The following is a 17,362-nucleotide window of genomic DNA, read 5'->3' on the forward strand; positions in this document are numbered from 1 at the left end:
CTTGTCCTCACGCGTCACCTCCCCGACCGTAGAGGCATGTCTCCCGCCTCCACGCTCCGCATGGCCGTCCTCGCCCTCCTGTGGGGCTCGGGGTTCCTCTGGATCAAGCTCGCCCTCAACCACGGCCTCTCCCCCGCGCAGATCACCATCGTCCGCTGCGTGCTGGGCACGGCGACCCTGCTGGTGCTGGCCCGCTCGGCCGGTCAGCGACTGCCCCGCTCACGGGCCACCTGGGGTCATCTGGTCGTGGCAGCGCTGTTCTGCAACGCCATCCCCTTCGCCCTGTTCGCGGTGGGTGAGCAGAGCCTCGACTCGGGTATCGCGGGCGTCCTGAACGCGACAACGCCCCTGTGGTCGCTGCTGATCGGCCTGCTACTCGGCACCGACCGCGGCCTGCACCCCGTACGCCTCGCCGGTCTCTTCCTCGGCTTCGCCGGCACGGTCCTGATCTTCGCCCCCTGGCACCGCTCGGGCCTGCTGAGCTGGAGCGCGCTGGCCCTGCTGGGAGCCGCGGCGAGCTATGCGGTGGCGTTCGCGTACATGGCCCGCAAGCTGACCGACAAGCAGGCGCCGATGGCGATGTCAGCTGCACAGCTGCTCATGGCGACGGGTTGGACGACGCTGTCCCTTCCGGTGGCGGGCCCGGTCGACGCCGACATGACCGCCCTCCTCGCGGTGGCCGCCCTGGGCGTCCTGGGCACGGGCGTGACCTTCTACCTCAACTACCGCCTGATCGCGGACGAGGGCGCGACGACCGCGGCGACGGTGGGTTATCTGCTGCCGGTGGTGTCGGTGGCGCTGGGCGCACTGCTGTTGGACGAGCAGGTCGGAGTACGGGTACTCATCGGCATGGCGATCGTCCTGACAGGCGTCGCGATGACGCGCCCCAAAGGGGCGCGGGGCTCTGTTGAATCTGCGGCTACCGCCGCGCGGGCGCGAGCAACCACGACGGCGCCGCAGCCGAAGGAAAAGCTCTACGCCCCGTAAAACAGCGTCTCCACCACAGCCCGCGCCCGCCGCGCCGTACGCCGATAGTCATCCAGCATGTCCCCCACATGCCCGGGCCCATACCCCAAGTACCGCCCCACGGCGGCCAGTTCACGCGGGTCGGTGGGGAAGGTGTCCCCGGCCCGCCCCCGAACCAGCATCACCGCATTCCGCACCCGAGTCGCCAACACCCAAGCCTCATCAAGGATCTCGGCATCCTCACCGGCGATGAGCTCCGCGGCGCACGCCGCGGCAAGCGCCTCCCGCGTCCGCGTGGTCCGCAGCCCCGGCTCGACCCACCCGTGCTGCAACTGCATGAGCTGCACGACCCACTCGACGTCGGAGAGCCCCCCCGGCCCCAGCTTGGTGTGCAGCTTCGGGTCGGCGCCGCGAGGCAGCCGCTCCGACTCCATCCGCGCCTTCAGCCGCCGAATCTCCCGTACGGCATCGTCACCGAGCCCCTCCGCCGGATACCGCAGCGGATCGATCAGCTCGATGAAACGCTGCCCCAGGTCCTCGTCACCGGCGACGACCTCGGCCCGCAGCAGCGCCTGTGACTCCCAGACCAAGGACCACCGGCGGTAGTACGCCTCGTACGACTTCAACGTCCGTACGAGCGGCCCGGACTTGCCTTCGGGGCGCAGGTCCGCGTCGATCAGCAGGGGCGGGTCGGCGCTCGGGAGCAACAGCAGGCGGCGCATCTCGGTGACGACCTTGTTGGCGGCCTCGGAGGCCGACTGCTCGGGCACGCCGTTGCGCGGCTCGTGGACGAACAGGACGTCCGCGTCGGAGCCGTAGCCGAGTTCGTGACCGCCGAAGCGGCCCATGCCGATGACGGCGAACCGGGTGGGCAGGGTGTCGCCCCAGGTGTCGCGGACCACCGCGCGCAGGGTGCCCGCGAGGGTCGCCGCGTTGAGGTCGGAGACGGCGCCGCCGACCCGGTCCACCAGGGCGCCCTGGTCGGCCTCGGCGGGCTGGGTCTCGGTGCCGTAGGAGCCGACGATGTCGGCGGCGCAGGTACGGAACAGTTCGCGGCGGCGTACTCCGCGGGCCGCGGTGACCGCCTGTGTGGCGCCGTCCGCGCGGCTGACCCCGGCGAGGATCTCCTGTTCCAGTGCGGCCCGGCCGCGCGGTTCGAGCCCACCGTCGCTGTCGCCCAGCAGCGCGACGGCTTCCGGTGCGCGCATGAGCAGGTCGGGGGCGAGGCGCCCGGCGGACAGCACGCGCGCGAGGTTCTCGGCGGCGGCACCCTCGTCGCGCAGCAGCCGCAGATACCAGGGGGTCTTGCCCAACGCGTCCGACACCTTGCGGAAGTTGAGCAGGCCCGCGTCCGGGTCGGCGGAGTCGGCGAACCAACCCAGCAGTACGGGAAGGAGAGTTCGCTGGATCGCTGCCTTGCGGGTGACGCCGGAGGCGAGGGCCTCCAGGTGCCGCAGGGCCGCGGCCGGGTCGGCGTACCCGAGCGCGACCAGCCGCTCCCGGGCCGCCTCGGGGCTCAACCGGGTCTCGCCGGACGCGAGTTGGGCGACGGCGTCGAGCAGCGGCCGGTAGAAGAGCTTCTCGTGCAGTCGCCGTACGACGCTGGTGTGCCGCTTCCACTCGCGGTTCAGCTCGACGACCGGATCCGTGCGCAGGCCCAGGGAGCGGCCGATACGGCGCTGGTCGGCGTCGTCCTCGGGGACGAGGTGGGTGCGGCGCAGCCGGTAGAGCTGGATGCGGTGCTCCATGGAGCGCAGGAAGCGGTAGGCGTCGTCGAGTTGCACGGCGTCGTCGCGGCCGACATAGCCGCCGGCGGCGAGGGCCTGGAGCGCGTCGAGGGTGGTGCCGCTGCGGAGGGAGGCGTCGGCCCTGCCGTGCACCAACTGCAGGAGCTGTACGGCGAATTCGACGTCGCGGAGGCCACCGGGGCCGAGCTTCAGCTCGCGCTCGACCTCGGCGACCGGGATGTTCTCGACGACCCGGCGCCGCATCTTCTGCACGTCGGCGACGAAGTTCTCGCGCTCGGCGGCCTTCCAGACGAGGGGTTCCAGCGCGCTGATGTACTCCTCGCCGAGCTCGATGTCACCGGCGACCGGGCGGGCCTTGAGGAGCGCCTGGAACTCCCAGGTCTTGGCCCAGCGCTGGTAGTAGGCGAGGTGGCTGGCGAGCGTCCGCACCAGCGGACCGTTGCGGCCCTCGGGCCGCAGGTTGGCGTCGACGGGCCAGATCGACCCCTCGACGGTCGTCTCGGAGCAGATCCGCATCATGTGCGAGGCGAGCTTGGTGGCGGACCGCAGGGCCTTGCCCTCGTCGGCCCCCTCGACGGCCTCGCCGACGAAGATGACATCGACGTCGGACACGTAATTGAGCTCGTGGCCACCGCACTTGCCCATCGCGATGACGGCGAGCCGGCACAGCGCGGCGTCGTCGGGGGCGGCGGCGCGGGCGATGGCGAGGGCGGCGCGCAGGGTCGCGGTGGCGAGGTCGGCGAGCTCGGCGGCGGTCTCGGCGATGTCGGTGGTGCCGCACACGTCACGGGCGGCGATGGACAGCAGACAGCGCCGGTAGGCGACGCGCAGGGAGACGGGGTCGTCGGCCTCGGCGAGCCCGCGCTCGAACTCCTCCACGCCGGGGTGCAGATCGCGCGGTTCGTACATGACGAGCGCCTGCCAGTCCCCGGCATGCCGGGCCAGATGCTCGGCGAGCGCGGCGGAGGCCCCCAGCACACCCAGCAGACGGTCGCGCAACGGCTTGGCCGCTATCACCGTGTCCAGCAGCTCCCGGCGGGCGGTGGGGGCGGGCTGTGCCTCCAGGAGCCGTACGAGGCCGTGCAGCGCGAGATCGGGGTCGGCGGTGGCACCGAGGGCTTCCAGCAGCACGGGATCATTGCGTACGCCGGTCAGCTCCGGACCGTCCAGCAGCCGCTCGGCAGCCGAGGGATCGGTGAACCCGTGCCGCAGCAGCCGACTGAAGGTACTGCTCCTGCGCCCCGGCGCCGTCATCCTCGGCCTCCTCCGATCAAGGTCGTACGAGCTTGAGCCTAACCGGAGAGGGTGAGAGAAGCGCCGGGACGGATCGAGCGGGTGGGCGCGCGCCTTCCCCGTCCACGGCACCGGGCGCACCCCGGGTGTCAGCGGGTCACCACCACCGTGGCCGGGCGGGACGCGTCGGTGAGGACCTTGTCGCCGGGCATGCGGTCCGGGGCCGTGGTGCCTTCGAGGGGTGGCAGGAAGGCGGCTGCGACGGGGTGGCCGGCGAGGGGGACGTACACCCGTTGGACGGTGCCGGGAGTGCCCTTGCCGGGCAGGGTGGCGTACTGGACGTCGAGGCAGCGGGCGCGCAGCCGGGTCAGTACGGCCGTCACGGACGCGCCCGGCTCGACCGACGGGGGGACCAGCTGCGAGGGCTTCTCGCACCCGGGGCCGCCCGGCGGCGGGACGGGCTGTCCGGACCGACCCCCGTGCGGTCCGGACAGGGTCAGACTGCTGAGGTCGCCGACGGTGCCGTTCGTGGTGTCGACGCGGATCGTGTCGTCACGCAGCCACTGCAACGGGTGTCCGTCGAGGTCGGCCCGCACCCAGTCCGCGGTGTCGACCAGGAAGCCCGTCTCGACCGCGGCCTCCTCGGGCGGCACGAGCCGCCGGGGCGCCCGCCCGCGCGAGGCCCGTTCCGTACGGGCCTCGGGCCAGTGCCGCAGCACCACCAGCAGCCGCCCGTCGGGGCGGGCGAAGGGGTGTGCGCGGCCCGCGGAGACGGCGTAGGACCCGGCCGCGGTGACCGCCTCGCGGGAGGCCCCGTGGAACTGGACGCCGCCGCGGGGCCGAGCGTGAAGCGCACGGTGGTGAAGGCCTCGGCCTTCTCGGGCGCGGCCTCGGGGGCGGCCTTCGTGGTCGCGGCCTGGCAGCCGGTGGCGAGCAGGGCCGCGACGAGCATGGCGGCGCCCGTGGCGAGGGCGGCGGGCCGGTGCGGACGCGGGTGGCCGCGACCGTCGTAGGGGCGCAGGTGGGAACGCATGGGATACCTCCGTGTCTTCCGGCTGCAGGTCTGCCGGCCGCACGACGTTCCCGAGACGACGCAGATGTCGGACTTCCTCTCGGTGCGCGAGCTACGGAACCTGCCGATCTACACGGAGTTCCTCGCCCCGTGCCCGACCATCGCGGACATCGCCCTGCCCACCGCCCCGAACCGCACCCGGGTGTTCCAGTTCTTCCGTACGGGCTCCAAGCCGTTCACCGCGCACGAGATGACCACCCTGGAGCTGCTGGCTCCCCATGTGTACGAGATCTACAAGGAGGCCGCCCTCAGGCGTCGGCCTCCCGTGCGGCTGACCCGGCGGGAGCTGGACGTCCTGCGCTGCGTGGCCCGGGGTCTGAACACCCCGCAGATCGCCGAGCAGCCCGAGGCGCTGAAGATCCTCAACCAGGCCGAGCTGTTCTGGATCTCCACGGTCCGGCCGGACGGGCGCCCGCATGTGACCCCGCTGCCCGCGGTCTGGTCGGAGGGCGCGCTGCACTTCTGCACGGGTCCGGAGGAGCGCAAGGCCCGAAATCTGGCGGCGAACCCGCAGGTCGTGCTGACGACCGGCGTCAACACCTGGAAGGAGGGCTACGACCTCGTCGTGGAGGGCGAGGCGGTGCGCGTCGTGGATGACGGGCGGCTGCGGGAGCTGGCGGCCGCGTGGGAGGAGAAATACGGCGAGTTCTGGCGCTTCGAGGTACGGAACGGCAGCTTCCACCACGGTGCCGGGCACGCTTTCGTCTTCTCGGTGGCGCCGCGCACGGTTTTCGGCTTCGGTAAGGGGGAGCCGTTCAGCCAGACCCGCTGGCGGTTCGACTGACGTCGACAAGGGAGTCAACGCCATGGACATGTCCCTCGAAGTGATCCTGCTGCCGGTTTCCGATGTGGATCGGGCCAAGGAGTTCTATCGGGACAAGGTCGGTTTCCACGTGGACCTCGACGGCGAGGTGATGGAGGGCGTACGGATCGTCCAGCTGACCCCGCCGGGCTCGGGCTGTTCCATCGCCCTGGTCGACGGTCTCCAGGTCCCCACGGGCACACCAAAGCCGGGCACGTACCACGGCATGCAGCTGTGCGTCACGGACGCGAAGGCGGCGTACGACGAGCTGACGGCGCGCGGCCTCGACGTCAGCGAGCCGGTCCAGTTCGCCCCGCAGGACGGCGCCACCTTCATGTACTTCAAGGACCCGGACGGCAACGGCTGGGCGATCCAGGAGTACAAGCGCCGCGAGACCGAGCCGCTGCACCAGGTACTGGCGAAGCTGACAGGCAAGTAGCGCACGTGTGGGGGCGCGGGCCGGCCCGCGCCCCCGTCGTCACGCCCTTGAGGTCTGCGTCGCGCAGTTGAGAAGCGCCCCGTTGTCGGTCTGGCACGCCGTCACCGTCACGGAAACGCCTTCACCGATGGACAGGTTGACGTTCTCGTAGTCGCCGTTGCCGCCCGTGGCCCATATCTCCTTGTAGCCCCCGCTCCACGAGGCCGAGACGAAGACACCACGCCCGTCGGTCCAGCTGTCGTCGGCGATGAGGTGCTCGCCGTACGCCTGGAATCCGGCGTACCCGACCTGGGTGTTGCCGTCCTCCTTGTAGAACCAGAAACTGCAGTCCCTGCCACCGTCGTCGTCCGCGGACGCGGTACAGGTATGAACGTTGTTGTCGGCCCAGGCAACACCCGAGACGGTGCCGACCAGAACCGCCGCGGCCGCGCCGACAAGCCCCACCCTTGCGCGAGTTCGCATGCAATCGCTCCTTGATCACTGACTGATGTGGCGCGATCATGTCACGGCTTGGGAGGTTCTCGGCATGTATTTGAGGAAACGCGAAAGGGCCGACGGTCCATGACCGTCGGCCCTTCCTGCGCATACGTGCTTACAGAACCGGCAGGTTCTTCCGCAGCTCGAACGCGGTCACCTCGGAGCGGTACTCCTCCCACTCCTGCCGCTTGTTGCGCAAGAAGAAGTCGAAGACGTGCTCGCCCAGGGTCTCGGCGACCAGGTCGCTGCGCTCCATGAGGGTCAGGGCCTCGCCGAGGTTCTGCGGGAGGGGCTCGATGCCCATCGCGCGGCGCTCGGCGTCGGAGAGGGCCCAGACGTCGTCCTCGGCGCCCGGCGGGAGCTCGTAGCCCTCCTCGATGCCCTTGAGGCCGGCGGCCAGGAGGACGGCGTACGCCAGGTACGGGTTGGCGCCGGAGTCGATCGAGCGGACCTCGATGCGGGCGGAGCCGGTCTTGCCGGGCTTGTACATGGGGACGCGGACCAGGGCCGAGCGGTTGTTGTGGCCCCAGCAGATGTACGAGGGGGCCTCGCCGCCGGCGCCCGCCGTGCGCTCCGAGCCGCCCCAGATGCGCTTGTAGGAGTTGACCCACTGGTTGGTGACCGCGGAGATCTCCGCGGAGTGCTTCAGCAGGCCCGCGATGAAGGAGCGGCCGACCTTGGAGAGCTGGTACTCCGAGCCCGACTCATAGAACGCGTTGCGGTCGCCCTCGAAGAGGGAGAGGTGTGTGTGCATCCCGGACCCCGGGTGCTCACTGAACGGCTTCGGCATGAAGGTCGCCTGGACGCCCTGCTCCAGCGCCACCTGCTTCATGACCAGGCGGAACGTCATGATGTTGTCCGCCGTCGAGAGCGCGTCGGCGTAGCGGAGGTCGATCTCCTGCTGGCCGGGGGCGCCCTCGTGGTGGGAGAACTCCACCGAGATGCCCATCGACTCCAGCATGGTGATCGCCTGGCGGCGGAAGTCCATGCCGATGTTCTGCGGGGTGTGGTCGAAGTAGCCCGAGTTGTCGGCCGGCGTGGGACGGGTACCGTCCAGCGGCTTGTCCTTCAGCAGGAAGAACTCGATCTCGGGGTGGGTGTAGAAGGTGAAGCCCAGGTCCGAGGTGCGGGCCAGCGCGCGCTTGAGCACGTAGCGCGGGTCCGCGAAGGACGGCGAGCCGTCCGGCATGAGGATGTCGCAGAACATCCGGGCCGTACCGGGCGCCTCGGCGCGCCACGGCAGGATCTGGAAGGTCGACGGGTCCGGCTTGGCGATCATGTCGGACTCGTAGACCCGGGCGAAGCCCTCGATCGCGGAGCCGTCGAATCCGATGCCCTCGTCGAATGCCTGTTCCAGTTCGGCCGGGGCCACGGCTACGGACTTGAGGAAGCCCAGCACGTCCGTGAACCACAGGCGTACGAACCGGATGTCGCGCTCCTCCAACGTCCGGAGCACGAACTCCTGCTGCTTGTCCATCTTCAGCTTCCCCATCCTTGCTGGTCAGGCCACCTGTCTCCGGTCCCGCGCGAGACGGTCGGGCACCTGAGCATCCCACCACAACACCATTTCATCCGTGTTGCGGACCATGATCGGCGGGCCGACCTCCGGGCGAACGCCTCACGTACGGCAGGTGTACTGTTCTGCCGCCCATCTTGCCTGCTCGGACCCGTATAAGTAATGCCGGGCGTGTCGCAACCTCGGCGGACCCGGATCTCCGCGGTCTCCCGGTCTTCGGCCATTCCTGTGCCCTCCCTTTCTGGAGACACCCCCTTCCCCATTACGATCAGCGGACCCGACCGGCCCTCCTTACCCAGAAGGACACACCCCATGGGTTCCGCCAAGAACAAGAACTCCGCCGAGCGCCAGGCTCGAATAGCGGAGATGCGGCGTGCCGAACAGGCCCGCGAACGCCGCAACCGGCTCCTCACGATCGGGGCGAGCGTGGCCGTCGTCACCGCTCTCGTCGTGGGCGGCGTCGTGCTCGTGCGGTCGCAGGACGACGGCGGCAGCACGACGGCCGACTCCAGCAACCCGGGTCACTGGACCACGGGCAAGGACGGGGTGAAGACGTGGTCGTCGAAGCTCTCCCAGACCCACGTCACCAAGACCGTGAAGTACCCGATGACGCCCCCGGCCGGCGGTGACCACGACGCCCGCTGGATGAACTGCAACGGCGACGTCTACACCAAGGAACTCAACAACATGAACGCCGTGCACTCTCTGGAGCACGGTTCGGTCTGGGTGACGTACACCGCCAAGGCCAAGAAGGCCGACATCGAGGCGCTCGCGGCGAAGGTGAAGAAGACGCCGTACACGCTGATGAGCCCGTACGAGAAGCAGGCGGCCCCGATCATGCTGACGGCGTGGGGCCACCAGCGGACGGTGACGAGCGCGAGCGACCCGAACGTCGACAAGTTCTTCGAGACCTATGTCCAGGGCGAGCAGACTCCGGAGAAGGGCGCGACGTGCCAGGGCGGTCTGTCGTAGTGAGGAAGGCCGGCTGGATCGCCTCGGGCGCGGCGGCGGTACTCGTCGCGACCGGGGGGATCACCTACGCCGTCACCCAGGACGACGGCTCCACCGACACCCCGACCGCGGACACCGCGGACGCCGGGTTCGCGCGGGACATGGCGGTGCACCACCAGCAGGCGGTGGAGATGTCGTTCATCGTCCGCGACCGTACGAAGGACGAGGACGTACGGCTGCTCGCGTACGACATCGCACAGACGCAGGCCAACCAGCGCGGCATGCTGCTGGGCTGGCTCGATCTGTGGCGTCTGCCGAAGGTGTCGTCAAAGCCGCCGATGACCTGGATGGACATGGGCGGCATGGCCTCCGGCGAGGACGGTGCGCTGATGCCGGGCATGGCGACCAACACCGAGATGGAGAAGCTGAGGAAGCTCAGCGGCAAGCAGGCCGAGATCTTCTATCTCCAGCTCATGACCGACCACCACAAGGGCGGCGTCCACATGGCCGAGGGCTGTGTCGAGCGCTGCGAGGTGAAGGTGGAGAAGGACATCGCGCAGGGCATGGTCAACGCGCAGGAATCGGAGATCGGCCTGATGACGGACATGCTGAAGGAGCGCGGCGCGAAACCGCGTTCCTAGAGGGTCGTAGAGGGCGTTAGAGGGTTAACCCTCGGCTCTCGGAGCGTCTTAACCCTCAAATGGCCTTGTCATTAGGTTAATTGGGGTCTTCTTGGGACTCGTATTCCCCTGGCATGAACGGTTCATCGAAAGAGTGGCCACCGTCGAGTGATCCACTCGAGACGAACCGCATACAGGGGGTTCCATGAGATCCAACCGCGCCACTCTGCGTGCCGGTGTGAGCATGGCAGCGACACTGCCCATGATCGCCGGCGCGCTGGCGCTCGGCATACCCGCGGCGCACGCCGCGGACGGCCCGGCACGGGACACGCTGGCCGGGACCAGGCCGGCGTGGGCCACGGCCAAGGCCGACAAGGGCGCCACCGCCGACAGTTCGCAGGTCTCCGCCCGGGTCTACCTCGCCGGCCGGGATGCGACCGGCCTCGCCGCGTACGCGAAGTCCGTGTCCGACCCGGCTTCGGCGTCGTACGGCAAGTACCTCAGCGCCCAGCAGGCGCAGGCCCGCTTCGGTGCCACGAAGGCCCAGGTGGCCGCGGTGAAGTCGTGGCTGGCGTCCGCGGGCCTGAAGGTCACCGGTGTCACGCGGCACTACGTCTCCGTCTCCGGTGACGTGGCCGCCGCCGAGAAGGCGTTCGGCACCCAGCTGCACAACTACGCCAAGGGCTCCAAGACTTACCGTGCCCCGTCGAAAACGGCCTCCGCACCGGAGAGCCTGAACGGCGCCGTGCTGACCGTCACCGGCCTGGACAACGCCCCGCACAGGGCGAGCCACAAGGACCAACTGCCCGGTCCGGGCGCCGTGTTCAAGAACGCGGGACCGTTCTCGTCGTACTACGGCTCGAACACCGCGAGCACCCTGCCCGACGCGTACGGCGGCAAGATCCCGTACGCCATCAAGGGCTACACGGGCAAGCAGCTGCGGGCCGCGTACGGCGCGGGCTCGTATACGGGCAAGGGGGTGCGCGTCGCCATCACCGACGCGTTCGCCTCGCCGACCATCGCCTTCGACGCGCAGACCTACGCGAAGAAGCACGGCGACCCCGCCTGGAAGACCGGCCAGCTGTCCCAGGTGCTGCCCAAGAACTACAGGTACACCGGCGCCGACGAGTGCGACGCCTCCGGCTGGTACGGCGAGGAGACCCTCGACGTCGAGGCCGTGCACGCGGTCGCGCCGGACGCGAACGTCACCTATGTGGGCGCCTCGTCCTGCATGGACGACGACCTGCTGGACTCCCTCAGCAAGATCGTCGACAAGCACCTGGCCGACCTCGTCTCCAACTCCTGGGGTGACATCGAGGCCAACCAGACGCCGGACCTCGCGGCCGCCTACGACCAGGTCTTCCAGTTCGGCGCGGTCGAGGGCATCGGCTTCTACTTCTCCTCCGGCGACAACGGCGACGAGGTCGCCAACACCGGGACGAAGCAGGTCGACACCCCGGCCAACTCGGCGTGGGTGACGGCGGTCGGCGGTACCTCGCTGGCCGTCGGCAAGGGCGACAAGTACCTGTGGGAGACCGGCTGGGGCACCGAGAAGGCCACGCTGTCCGCGGACGGCAAGAGCTGGACGGCCTTCCCCGGCGCGTTCACCTCCGGTGCGGGCGGCGGCACCAGCAAGACGGTCGCCGAGCCCTCCTACCAGAAGGGTGTCGTCCCGGACGCGCTCGCCAAGGCCAACAACGCCGCCGGCAACCGCGTCGTCCCGGACATCTCCGCGATCGCCGACCCGAACACCGGCTTCCTGGTCGGCCAGACGCAGACCCAGGCGGACGGCTCCGAGTCGTACAGCGAGTACCGCATCGGCGGCACCTCGCTGGCCTCGCCGGTCATCGCGGCCGTCCAGGCCCTCGCCCAGGAGGCGCGCGGCGGCAAGGCGATCGGCTTCGCCAACCCGTCGATCTACGCCAAGTACGGCACGAAGGCCTACCACGACGTCACCGACAACCCGACGGGCCGCCAACTCGCCGTCGCGCGCGTTGACTTCGTCAACGGCTACGACGCCACGGACGGTCTGACCACGTCGGTCCGCTCCCTCGGCAAGGACAGCTCGCTGTCCGCCGTGAAGGGCTACGACGACGTCACGGGCGTGGGTACGCCCGCGAACGGCTACGTCGAATCGTTCCGCCGCCACTGAGACCGATGGGGTGGCGTGAGGTGACGTACACCTTGCGCCACCCCATCGCGTCGCTCTGACGATTACACTGAACCCGTGCCTCCACTGAACTTCTGGTCGATCTATCAGCACGGGTTCGCACGCGTGGCCGCCTGTACGGGCCACACCGTCATCGCCGACCCGCCCGCCAACGCCGAATCGGTCCTGCGGCACGCACGCCGGTGTGCCGAGGAGGGCGTCGCCGTCGCGGTCTTCCCCGAGATGGTCCTGTGCGGCTACTCCATCGAGGACCTGCTGCTCCAGGACGCACTGCTCGACGAGGTCGAGGCGGCCCTCGCGACCGTGGTGACCGGCTCGGCCGACCTGCTGCCGATCCTCGTAGTCGGCGCCCCGCTGCGGCACCGCAACCGGATCTACAACTGCGCGGTGATCATCCACCGCGGCCGGATCCTAGGCGTCGTGCCCAAGTCGTACCCCCCGAACTACCGGGAGTTCTACGAGCGCCGGCAGATCGCCGACGGCGCGGACGAGCGCGGCGGGACGATCCGGGTGGGCGGCTCGGATGTGCCCTTCGGTGTGGACCTGCTCTTCGAGGCGGCGGACGTCCCCGGTCTCGTGCTCTTCGCCGAGATCTGCGAGGACATGTGGGTCCCGGTACCGCCCAGCGCGGAGGCCGCCCTCGCCGGTGCGACCCTCCTCGTCAACCTCTCCGGCAGCCCGATCACGGTCGGCCGCGCCGAGGACCGCAAGCTGCTGTGCCGCTCGGCGTCCTCCCGCTGCCTCGCCGCGTACGTCTACGCGGCGGCCGGCCTGGGCGAGTCGACCACGGACCTGTCCTGGGACGGCCAGACGATGATCTACGAGAACGGCGTACTGCTCGCCGAGAGCGAGCGCTTCCCGCTCGGCGACTCGTACGCGATCGCCGACGTGGACCTCGACCTGCTGCGCCAGGAGCGGCAGCGGATGGGCACGTTCGACGACAACCGCCGTACCCACAAGGCGCGGACGGCCGACTTCCGGACGGTCGCCTTCGAACTCGACCCGCCCCTCACCGATCTGGGACTGCGCCGTCGCCTGGAGCGCTTCCCGTTCGTACCGGCCGACGCCGACCGCCTCGCCCAGGACTGCTACGAGGCCTACAACATCCAGGTCGAGGGCCTCCAGCAGCGCCTCGCCGCGATCGGCGGCCCGAAGGTCGTCATCGGGGTGTCCGGCGGCCTCGACTCCACGCACGCCCTGATCGTCGCCGCCCGTGCGATGGACCGCGCCGGGCGCCCGCGCAGCGACATCCTCGCCTGGACCCTGCCCGGCTTCGCCACCAGCGACCACACCAAGGACAACGCCCACGCCCTGATGCGCTCGCTCGGCGTCACCGCGGCCGAGCTGGACATCACGCCCACCGCGCGTCTGATGCTCAAGGAGATGGGCCACCCGTTCGCCTCCGGCGAGCCGGTCTACGACGTCACCTTCGAGAACGTGCAGGCCGGCCTGCGCACCGACTACCTCTTCCGGCTCGCCAACCACCACAACGGCATCGTGCTCGGCACCGGCGATCTGTCGGAGCTGGCGCTGGGCTGGTCCACGTACGGTGTGGGCGACCAGATGAGCCACTACAACGTCAACTCCGGTGTGCCGAAGACGCTGATCCAGCATCTGATCCGGTGGGTCATCAGCAGCGGGCAGTTCGACGACGAGACCGGCAAGATCCTCTCCGCGATCCTCGACACGGAGATCAGTCCGGAGCTGGTGCCGGGTGAGGAGATGCAGTCCACGGAGTCGAAGATCGGCCCGTACGCGCTGCACGACTTCACGCTGTTCCACGTACTGCGCTACGGCTTCCGGCCGTCGAAGATCGCGTTCCTGACCTGGCACGCCTGGCACGACACGGCCACCGGCGCCTGGCCGCCGGGATTCCCCGAGGAGAAGCGCGGGTCCTACGACCTGGCCGAGATCCGGAAGTGGCTGGAGGTCTTCTGCCGCCGGTTCTTCGCGTTCGCGCAGTTCAAGCGGTCGGCGATGCCGAACGGACCGAAGGTGTCGGCGGGCGGTTCGCTGTCGCCGCGAGGTGACTGGCGGGCGCCGTCGGACAGTTCGGCAAGGGCGTGGCTGCGGGACCTGGAGCGGTTCGACCTGTCCGGCTGACCTGCCCGGTCCGGCATCCCATCGTCACCGTCTGCGCCCGTACGCCGACGCCGACACCGCCAGGACCGACAACAACACCAGCGCCCCCGCCGGTCCCAGCACCGTCCACGGCGCCAGCTCGACGTACGGCTGGTTCTCCGACAGCAGCCGGCCCCACTCCGGGGTCGGCGGCTGTTCGCCCAGGCCCAGGAAGCCCAGCGAGGCCAGGACGAGGACCGTGGTCGGCAGGCGCAGGAGGGCGTTGCGCAGGACGCCCGGGAGCGCCGCGGGTACGTAGTGGTGGCGGAGCAGATAGCGCGGACCGGCACCGAACGACAAGGACGCCAGCAGGTGGCCGCTCGCCCGTTCCTCCTCGATGAGCGCCGCGGTCTGGGCGGCGTACGGGCTCCAGCCGACCAGGCACACCGCGAGGGCCGCGCCCCAGACCGACGGCCCGGTCACCGCGGTGGTCAGGAGCCCGGCGAGGACGGCCGGGAGGGTCGAGACCACCTCGGTCAGGCCGGTGCCCACCCGGGTGGCCGTGCCGAGCAGAAGGCCGGTCACGACACTGACGGCGGTCACCGCGAGAGCCACCCCGGCGGTGCGCAGCGCTCCGTGGCCTAGACGGGCCAGCAGGTCGCGGCCGAGGGCGTCGGTGCCCAGCGGGTGAGTGAGGGAAGGCGACAGCAGCCGGGCGGTGGTGTCGACGTTCAGGGGGTCGCGCAGCAGCCCTGCCACCAGCAGCGTGAGCAGAACGGCCGTACAGAACCCGGCGATCCAGGGCAGCGAGCGCGGCCGCCGGAGCACGGGCACCGCGAGCGCGGGCAGGGCCCCGTCGCGCAGGGCGGGGCCGAGGAGGGCGCGGCGCAGTGCCTGCACGAGAAGGCCGGCGGTGACGCCGAGCAGGATCAGGACAAGGGTCGCGGACTGCAGGAGCGGGAGGTCCTGGGCCTTGGCGGCGTCCAGGGCGAGGCGGCCGAGGCCGGGGATGTTGAAGATCTGCTCCACGGCGACCGCGCCGCCGACCAACGCCACGACGGTCGGCAGGAGTTGCGGCAGTACCCCGGACAGGGCGCGGCGCAGCGCGGTGCGGGCGATGGCGCCGGACGGGAGTCCGGAGGCGTACCAGGTACGCGCCCAGGGTTCCTGGAAGGCGGCGGGCAACGACCGGTCCAGGAGCCCGCCGATCATCGCCCCGGACGGTACACCGAGGGCGAGCGCGGGCAGCACCATCGCCTGCGGCCCCTCCCACCCACTGGACGGGAACCAGCCCAGCCACACCCCGAACACGGTGGCGAGCACGGAGGCGAGCAGGAACTTGGGCAGCGCGGCCAGGACGGCCGCCCCGGCACCGGTCCGCGCCTTCCGCAACCGCCGCCGGGAACCGAGATACACGGTCCGGGCACAGACCATCGCGGCCACCGCGGCCGTGACCGCGAGCGCGCCGAGCATCAGCGTGACGGACACCGCGAAGGCGGTGCTCAGCTGCGCCCCGACGGGTTCACCGGACACCCACGACGTCCCCGCGTCCCCGCGCACCAGCCCGCCCAGCCAGTCCACGAGATGAGCCGACGGCCCGTCGTCCAGACCGAGTTGTTCGCGTACGGCGGCCAGCTGGGCCGGCGTCGGGTCCTGCTCGGCGGAGCGGGCCCGCAGCACCGTCAGCGCGGGGTCGGTCCGGGACAGCCAGGGCAGCAGGGCGACGGCCGTGAGCAGCACGGCGCCGGCGACCAGGCGGCCGCCGGCGGCGCGAAGGCGACCGTCTCTCACTTCAGGTGCGTGTCGAGGTCGACCAGCGAGCGCTCGCGCGGGTCCAGGAGTACGCCCTCGACATCGGCGGCGATGCCCTGCACGGCCTGCTCATGGACCAGCGGCACGACGGCGTCGGTGCGCAGGATCTCCGCCTCGGCCCGCATGACCTTCTGCTGCCGCGTGGCCGAGTCACCCTCCACAGCGGCTGACTTGATGGCCCGGTCGACCTTGGCGTCCTTCAGCCCGGCGATGTTGTACACACCGTCACTCGTGAAGTCACTGGCGAGATAGGCGACCGCGTCACCGGTGTCGAGCAGCGTCACCCGGGAGAAGACGAGGGCGTCGTACTTGCCCGCGAGCAGATCGGCCTCCATCTGCGTGTACTCGCGCACGTCCTGCTTCACGGTGAACCCGGCCTTCTCCAACTGCTGCTGGAGCACGCTCGCGGCCTCGGGAAGCTCGGAACGGTTGGTGTAGGTGGCAAGGCGCAGGGTCCTGCCCTCGGTCCTGCCCTCCACCTGAGCGACCGTGGCGGCGTCAACTCGGCCGCTCACCTCCACCCGCTTGTCGGCGGCCCAGGAGACGGCCGGCCCGAACAGACCCTGGGCGGGATCGGCGTACCCACCGAAGACGGAGTCGACGAGGGCGGACCCGTCCACGGCCTCACGAGCGGCGGCCCGCAGCGAGGCGTCGGTGAAGATGCCGCTGCCGGTGTTGAGGATCAGGCTGTCGGTCCGCACGGAGGGCACCTCGTGCCGGGTGTCCTCGTCTAGGAGCTTCGCCTGCGCGGTGGGGATCCACTCGGCGATGTCGACATCACCACTGCGCAGAGCGTTGGCACGGGCGGTGCCGTCGGCGATCCAGGTCACGTCGATGCCGGACGCCTTGGCCTTGCCGCCCCAGTAGCCGTCGTACCGGTCGAGGGCGGCCTTGGTCTTGCCGGTCAGCGCGGTGATCTCGAAGGGCCCGGTCCCGGTGCCGACAGGGCTGACGCTGCCGTCCTTCGCATACGCCTTCGCGGCGAGGATCCCGAGGGCGGGACTGGCGAGCCGCAGCGGGAGCACCGGATCGGCGGTCCTGGTGCTGATCGTGACGGTGTCGGCGTCCTCGGCCTTGACCGTCAGGGTCACGTCGCTCAGGACGCGGGGCTTGGTCTCCGCCTCATCGGCATGGTCGAGGGCGTTGACGACCGACTCGGCGGTGACCTCGGTGCCGTCCTGGAAGGTGGCCTCACGGAGCTCGAAGACCCAGGTGGTGGTGTTCTTCTGCTTCCAGGACCTGGCCAGCGCGGGCGCGGCGACCCCGTCCTCGTCCAGCGCGGTGAGCCCCTCGGCCACGGAGAGCTTGCTCAGCACGGTGGCGTCATTGCTGTACGGCGACAGCGCCTGCACCGGCGGCACCGCGAGAGCGACCTTCAACCGAGCACCGGAGCCGCCGGCGTCCACCCCGTCCTCACCCGACACAAAACAGCCGGTCAGCAAGGGAGCGAGGGCAAGTGCCGAGAACAGACGGCGAGGGGTGGAGCGCATGGGGG

At 70.3% G+C, this 17,362-nt stretch carries 13 protein-coding genes and 1 pseudogene; 8 read left to right on the plus strand and 6 right to left on the minus strand.

Translation table 11 applies throughout. The features are described 5' to 3' along the window. Positions 1–36 precede the first annotated feature (36 nt). Positions 37–987 carry a DMT family transporter gene (locus OHU89_RS15750; protein ID WP_405643321.1) on the plus strand — a complete coding sequence of 317 codons (951 nt, stop codon included), beginning with the start codon at positions 37–39 and terminating at the stop codon, positions 985–987. Here OHU89_RS15750 and OHU89_RS15755 read toward each other — a convergent pair. Together OHU89_RS15755 and OHU89_RS15760 are read right to left on the minus strand one after the other, a co-directional pair. Then, complete coding sequence (locus OHU89_RS15755; RefSeq protein ID WP_405643323.1) at positions 975–3,968, minus strand: bifunctional [glutamine synthetase] adenylyltransferase/[glutamine synthetase]-adenylyl-L-tyrosine phosphorylase; 2,994 nt, start codon at positions 3,966–3,968, stop codon at positions 975–977. The two genes, OHU89_RS15750 and OHU89_RS15755, sit on opposite strands and share 13 nt — an antisense overlap. A gap of 128 nt (positions 3,969–4,096) precedes the next feature. Then, positions 4,097–4,669 carry a hypothetical protein gene (locus OHU89_RS15760; protein ID WP_405643325.1) on the minus strand — a complete coding sequence of 191 codons (573 nt, stop codon included), beginning with the start codon at positions 4,667–4,669 and terminating at the stop codon, positions 4,097–4,099. A gap of 93 nt (positions 4,670–4,762) precedes the next feature. Here OHU89_RS15760 and OHU89_RS15765 point away from each other — a divergent pair, with 93 nt between their 5' ends. The 3 genes and pseudogenes from OHU89_RS15765 (at position 4,763) to OHU89_RS15775 (ending at position 6,260) form a co-directional block, all read left to right on the plus strand. Beyond that, the gene (locus OHU89_RS15765; RefSeq protein WP_405643328.1) at positions 4,763–4,960 is read left to right on the plus strand and encodes a hypothetical protein; all 198 of its coding nucleotides are present in this window, start codon (positions 4,763–4,765) and stop codon (positions 4,958–4,960) included. Positions 4,961–5,365: 405 nt separating this feature from the next. Further along, positions 5,366–5,803: pseudogene (locus OHU89_RS15770) on the plus strand (pyridoxamine 5'-phosphate oxidase family protein); the annotation flags it as partial. Between the two features lie 22 nt (positions 5,804–5,825). Beyond that, on the plus strand, positions 5,826–6,260 hold the full coding sequence (locus OHU89_RS15775; RefSeq protein ID WP_405643330.1) for a VOC family protein: 435 nt from the start codon (positions 5,826–5,828) through the stop codon (positions 6,258–6,260). A 39-nt stretch (positions 6,261–6,299) separates the two neighbouring features. On the opposite strand, the gene OHU89_RS15780 is transcribed toward OHU89_RS15775, so the two are convergent. Then, positions 6,300–6,722 carry a hypothetical protein gene (locus OHU89_RS15780; RefSeq protein ID WP_351689099.1) on the minus strand — a complete coding sequence of 141 codons (423 nt, stop codon included), beginning with the start codon at positions 6,720–6,722 and terminating at the stop codon, positions 6,300–6,302. Between the two features lie 130 nt (positions 6,723–6,852). Then, entirely contained in the window at positions 6,853–8,214 is a 1,362-nt protein-coding gene (locus tag OHU89_RS15785) for a glutamine synthetase family protein (protein ID WP_266830106.1), read from the minus strand. A gap of 351 nt (positions 8,215–8,565) precedes the next feature. Here OHU89_RS15785 and OHU89_RS15790 point away from each other — a divergent pair, with 351 nt between their 5' ends. The 4 genes from OHU89_RS15790 (at position 8,566) to OHU89_RS15805 (ending at position 14,097) form a co-directional block, all read left to right on the plus strand. Then, positions 8,566–9,225 carry a DUF3105 domain-containing protein gene (locus OHU89_RS15790; RefSeq protein ID WP_266893329.1) on the plus strand — a complete coding sequence of 220 codons (660 nt, stop codon included), beginning with the start codon at positions 8,566–8,568 and terminating at the stop codon, positions 9,223–9,225. After that, a complete protein-coding gene (locus OHU89_RS15795) occupies positions 9,204–9,845 on the plus strand; it encodes a DUF305 domain-containing protein (RefSeq protein ID WP_405643335.1) in 642 nt (213 codons plus the stop codon). Before OHU89_RS15790 ends, OHU89_RS15795 begins: the two co-directional genes overlap by 22 nt. Before the next feature lie 184 nt (positions 9,846–10,029). Next, entirely contained in the window at positions 10,030–11,976 is a 1,947-nt protein-coding gene (locus tag OHU89_RS15800; protein ID WP_405643337.1) for a protease pro-enzyme activation domain-containing protein, read from the plus strand. Between the two features lie 75 nt (positions 11,977–12,051). Next, positions 12,052–14,097: an NAD(+) synthase gene (locus tag OHU89_RS15805; RefSeq protein WP_405643340.1), complete on the plus strand. Its 2,046-nt coding sequence runs from the start codon at positions 12,052–12,054 to the stop codon at positions 14,095–14,097. Positions 14,098–14,121: 24 nt separating this feature from the next. Here the strand turns inward: OHU89_RS15805 and OHU89_RS15810 are convergent, their stop codons facing one another. Then, the gene (locus OHU89_RS15810) at positions 14,122–15,846 is read right to left on the minus strand and encodes an ABC transporter permease subunit (RefSeq protein WP_405643342.1); all 1,725 of its coding nucleotides are present in this window, start codon (positions 15,844–15,846) and stop codon (positions 14,122–14,124) included. Next, complete coding sequence (locus OHU89_RS15815) at positions 15,843–17,357, minus strand: ABC transporter substrate-binding protein (protein WP_405643344.1); 1,515 nt, start codon at positions 17,355–17,357, stop codon at positions 15,843–15,845. Before OHU89_RS15815 ends, OHU89_RS15810 begins: the two co-directional genes overlap by 4 nt. Positions 17,358–17,362: the final 5 nt, after the last annotated feature.

This window comes from Streptomyces sp. NBC_00019 (assembly GCF_045041015.1).
Taxonomy (GTDB): Bacteria; Actinomycetota; Actinomycetes; order Streptomycetales; family Streptomycetaceae; genus Streptomyces.

What these genes read in the sequence shown, in the direction of transcription:
- OHU89_RS15750 (WP_405643321.1), top strand. Translation starts at nt 37, where the DNA reads ATGTCTCCCGCCTCCACGCTCCGCATGGCCGTCCTCGCCCTCCTGTGG.
- OHU89_RS15755 (WP_405643323.1), bottom strand. Translation starts at nt 3,968, where the DNA reads ATGACGGCGCCGGGGCGCAGGAGCAGTACCTTCAGTCGGCTGCTGCGG.
- OHU89_RS15775 (WP_405643330.1), top strand. Translation starts at nt 5,826, where the DNA reads ATGGACATGTCCCTCGAAGTGATCCTGCTGCCGGTTTCCGATGTGGAT.
- OHU89_RS15780 (WP_351689099.1), bottom strand. Translation starts at nt 6,722, where the DNA reads ATGCGAACTCGCGCAAGGGTGGGGCTTGTCGGCGCGGCCGCGGCGGTT.
- OHU89_RS15785 (WP_266830106.1), bottom strand. Translation starts at nt 8,214, where the DNA reads ATGGACAAGCAGCAGGAGTTCGTGCTCCGGACGTTGGAGGAGCGCGAC.
- OHU89_RS15790 (WP_266893329.1), top strand. Translation starts at nt 8,566, where the DNA reads ATGGGTTCCGCCAAGAACAAGAACTCCGCCGAGCGCCAGGCTCGAATA.
- OHU89_RS15800 (WP_405643337.1), top strand. Translation starts at nt 10,030, where the DNA reads ATGAGATCCAACCGCGCCACTCTGCGTGCCGGTGTGAGCATGGCAGCG.
- OHU89_RS15815 (WP_405643344.1), bottom strand. Translation starts at nt 17,357, where the DNA reads ATGCGCTCCACCCCTCGCCGTCTGTTCTCGGCACTTGCCCTCGCTCCC.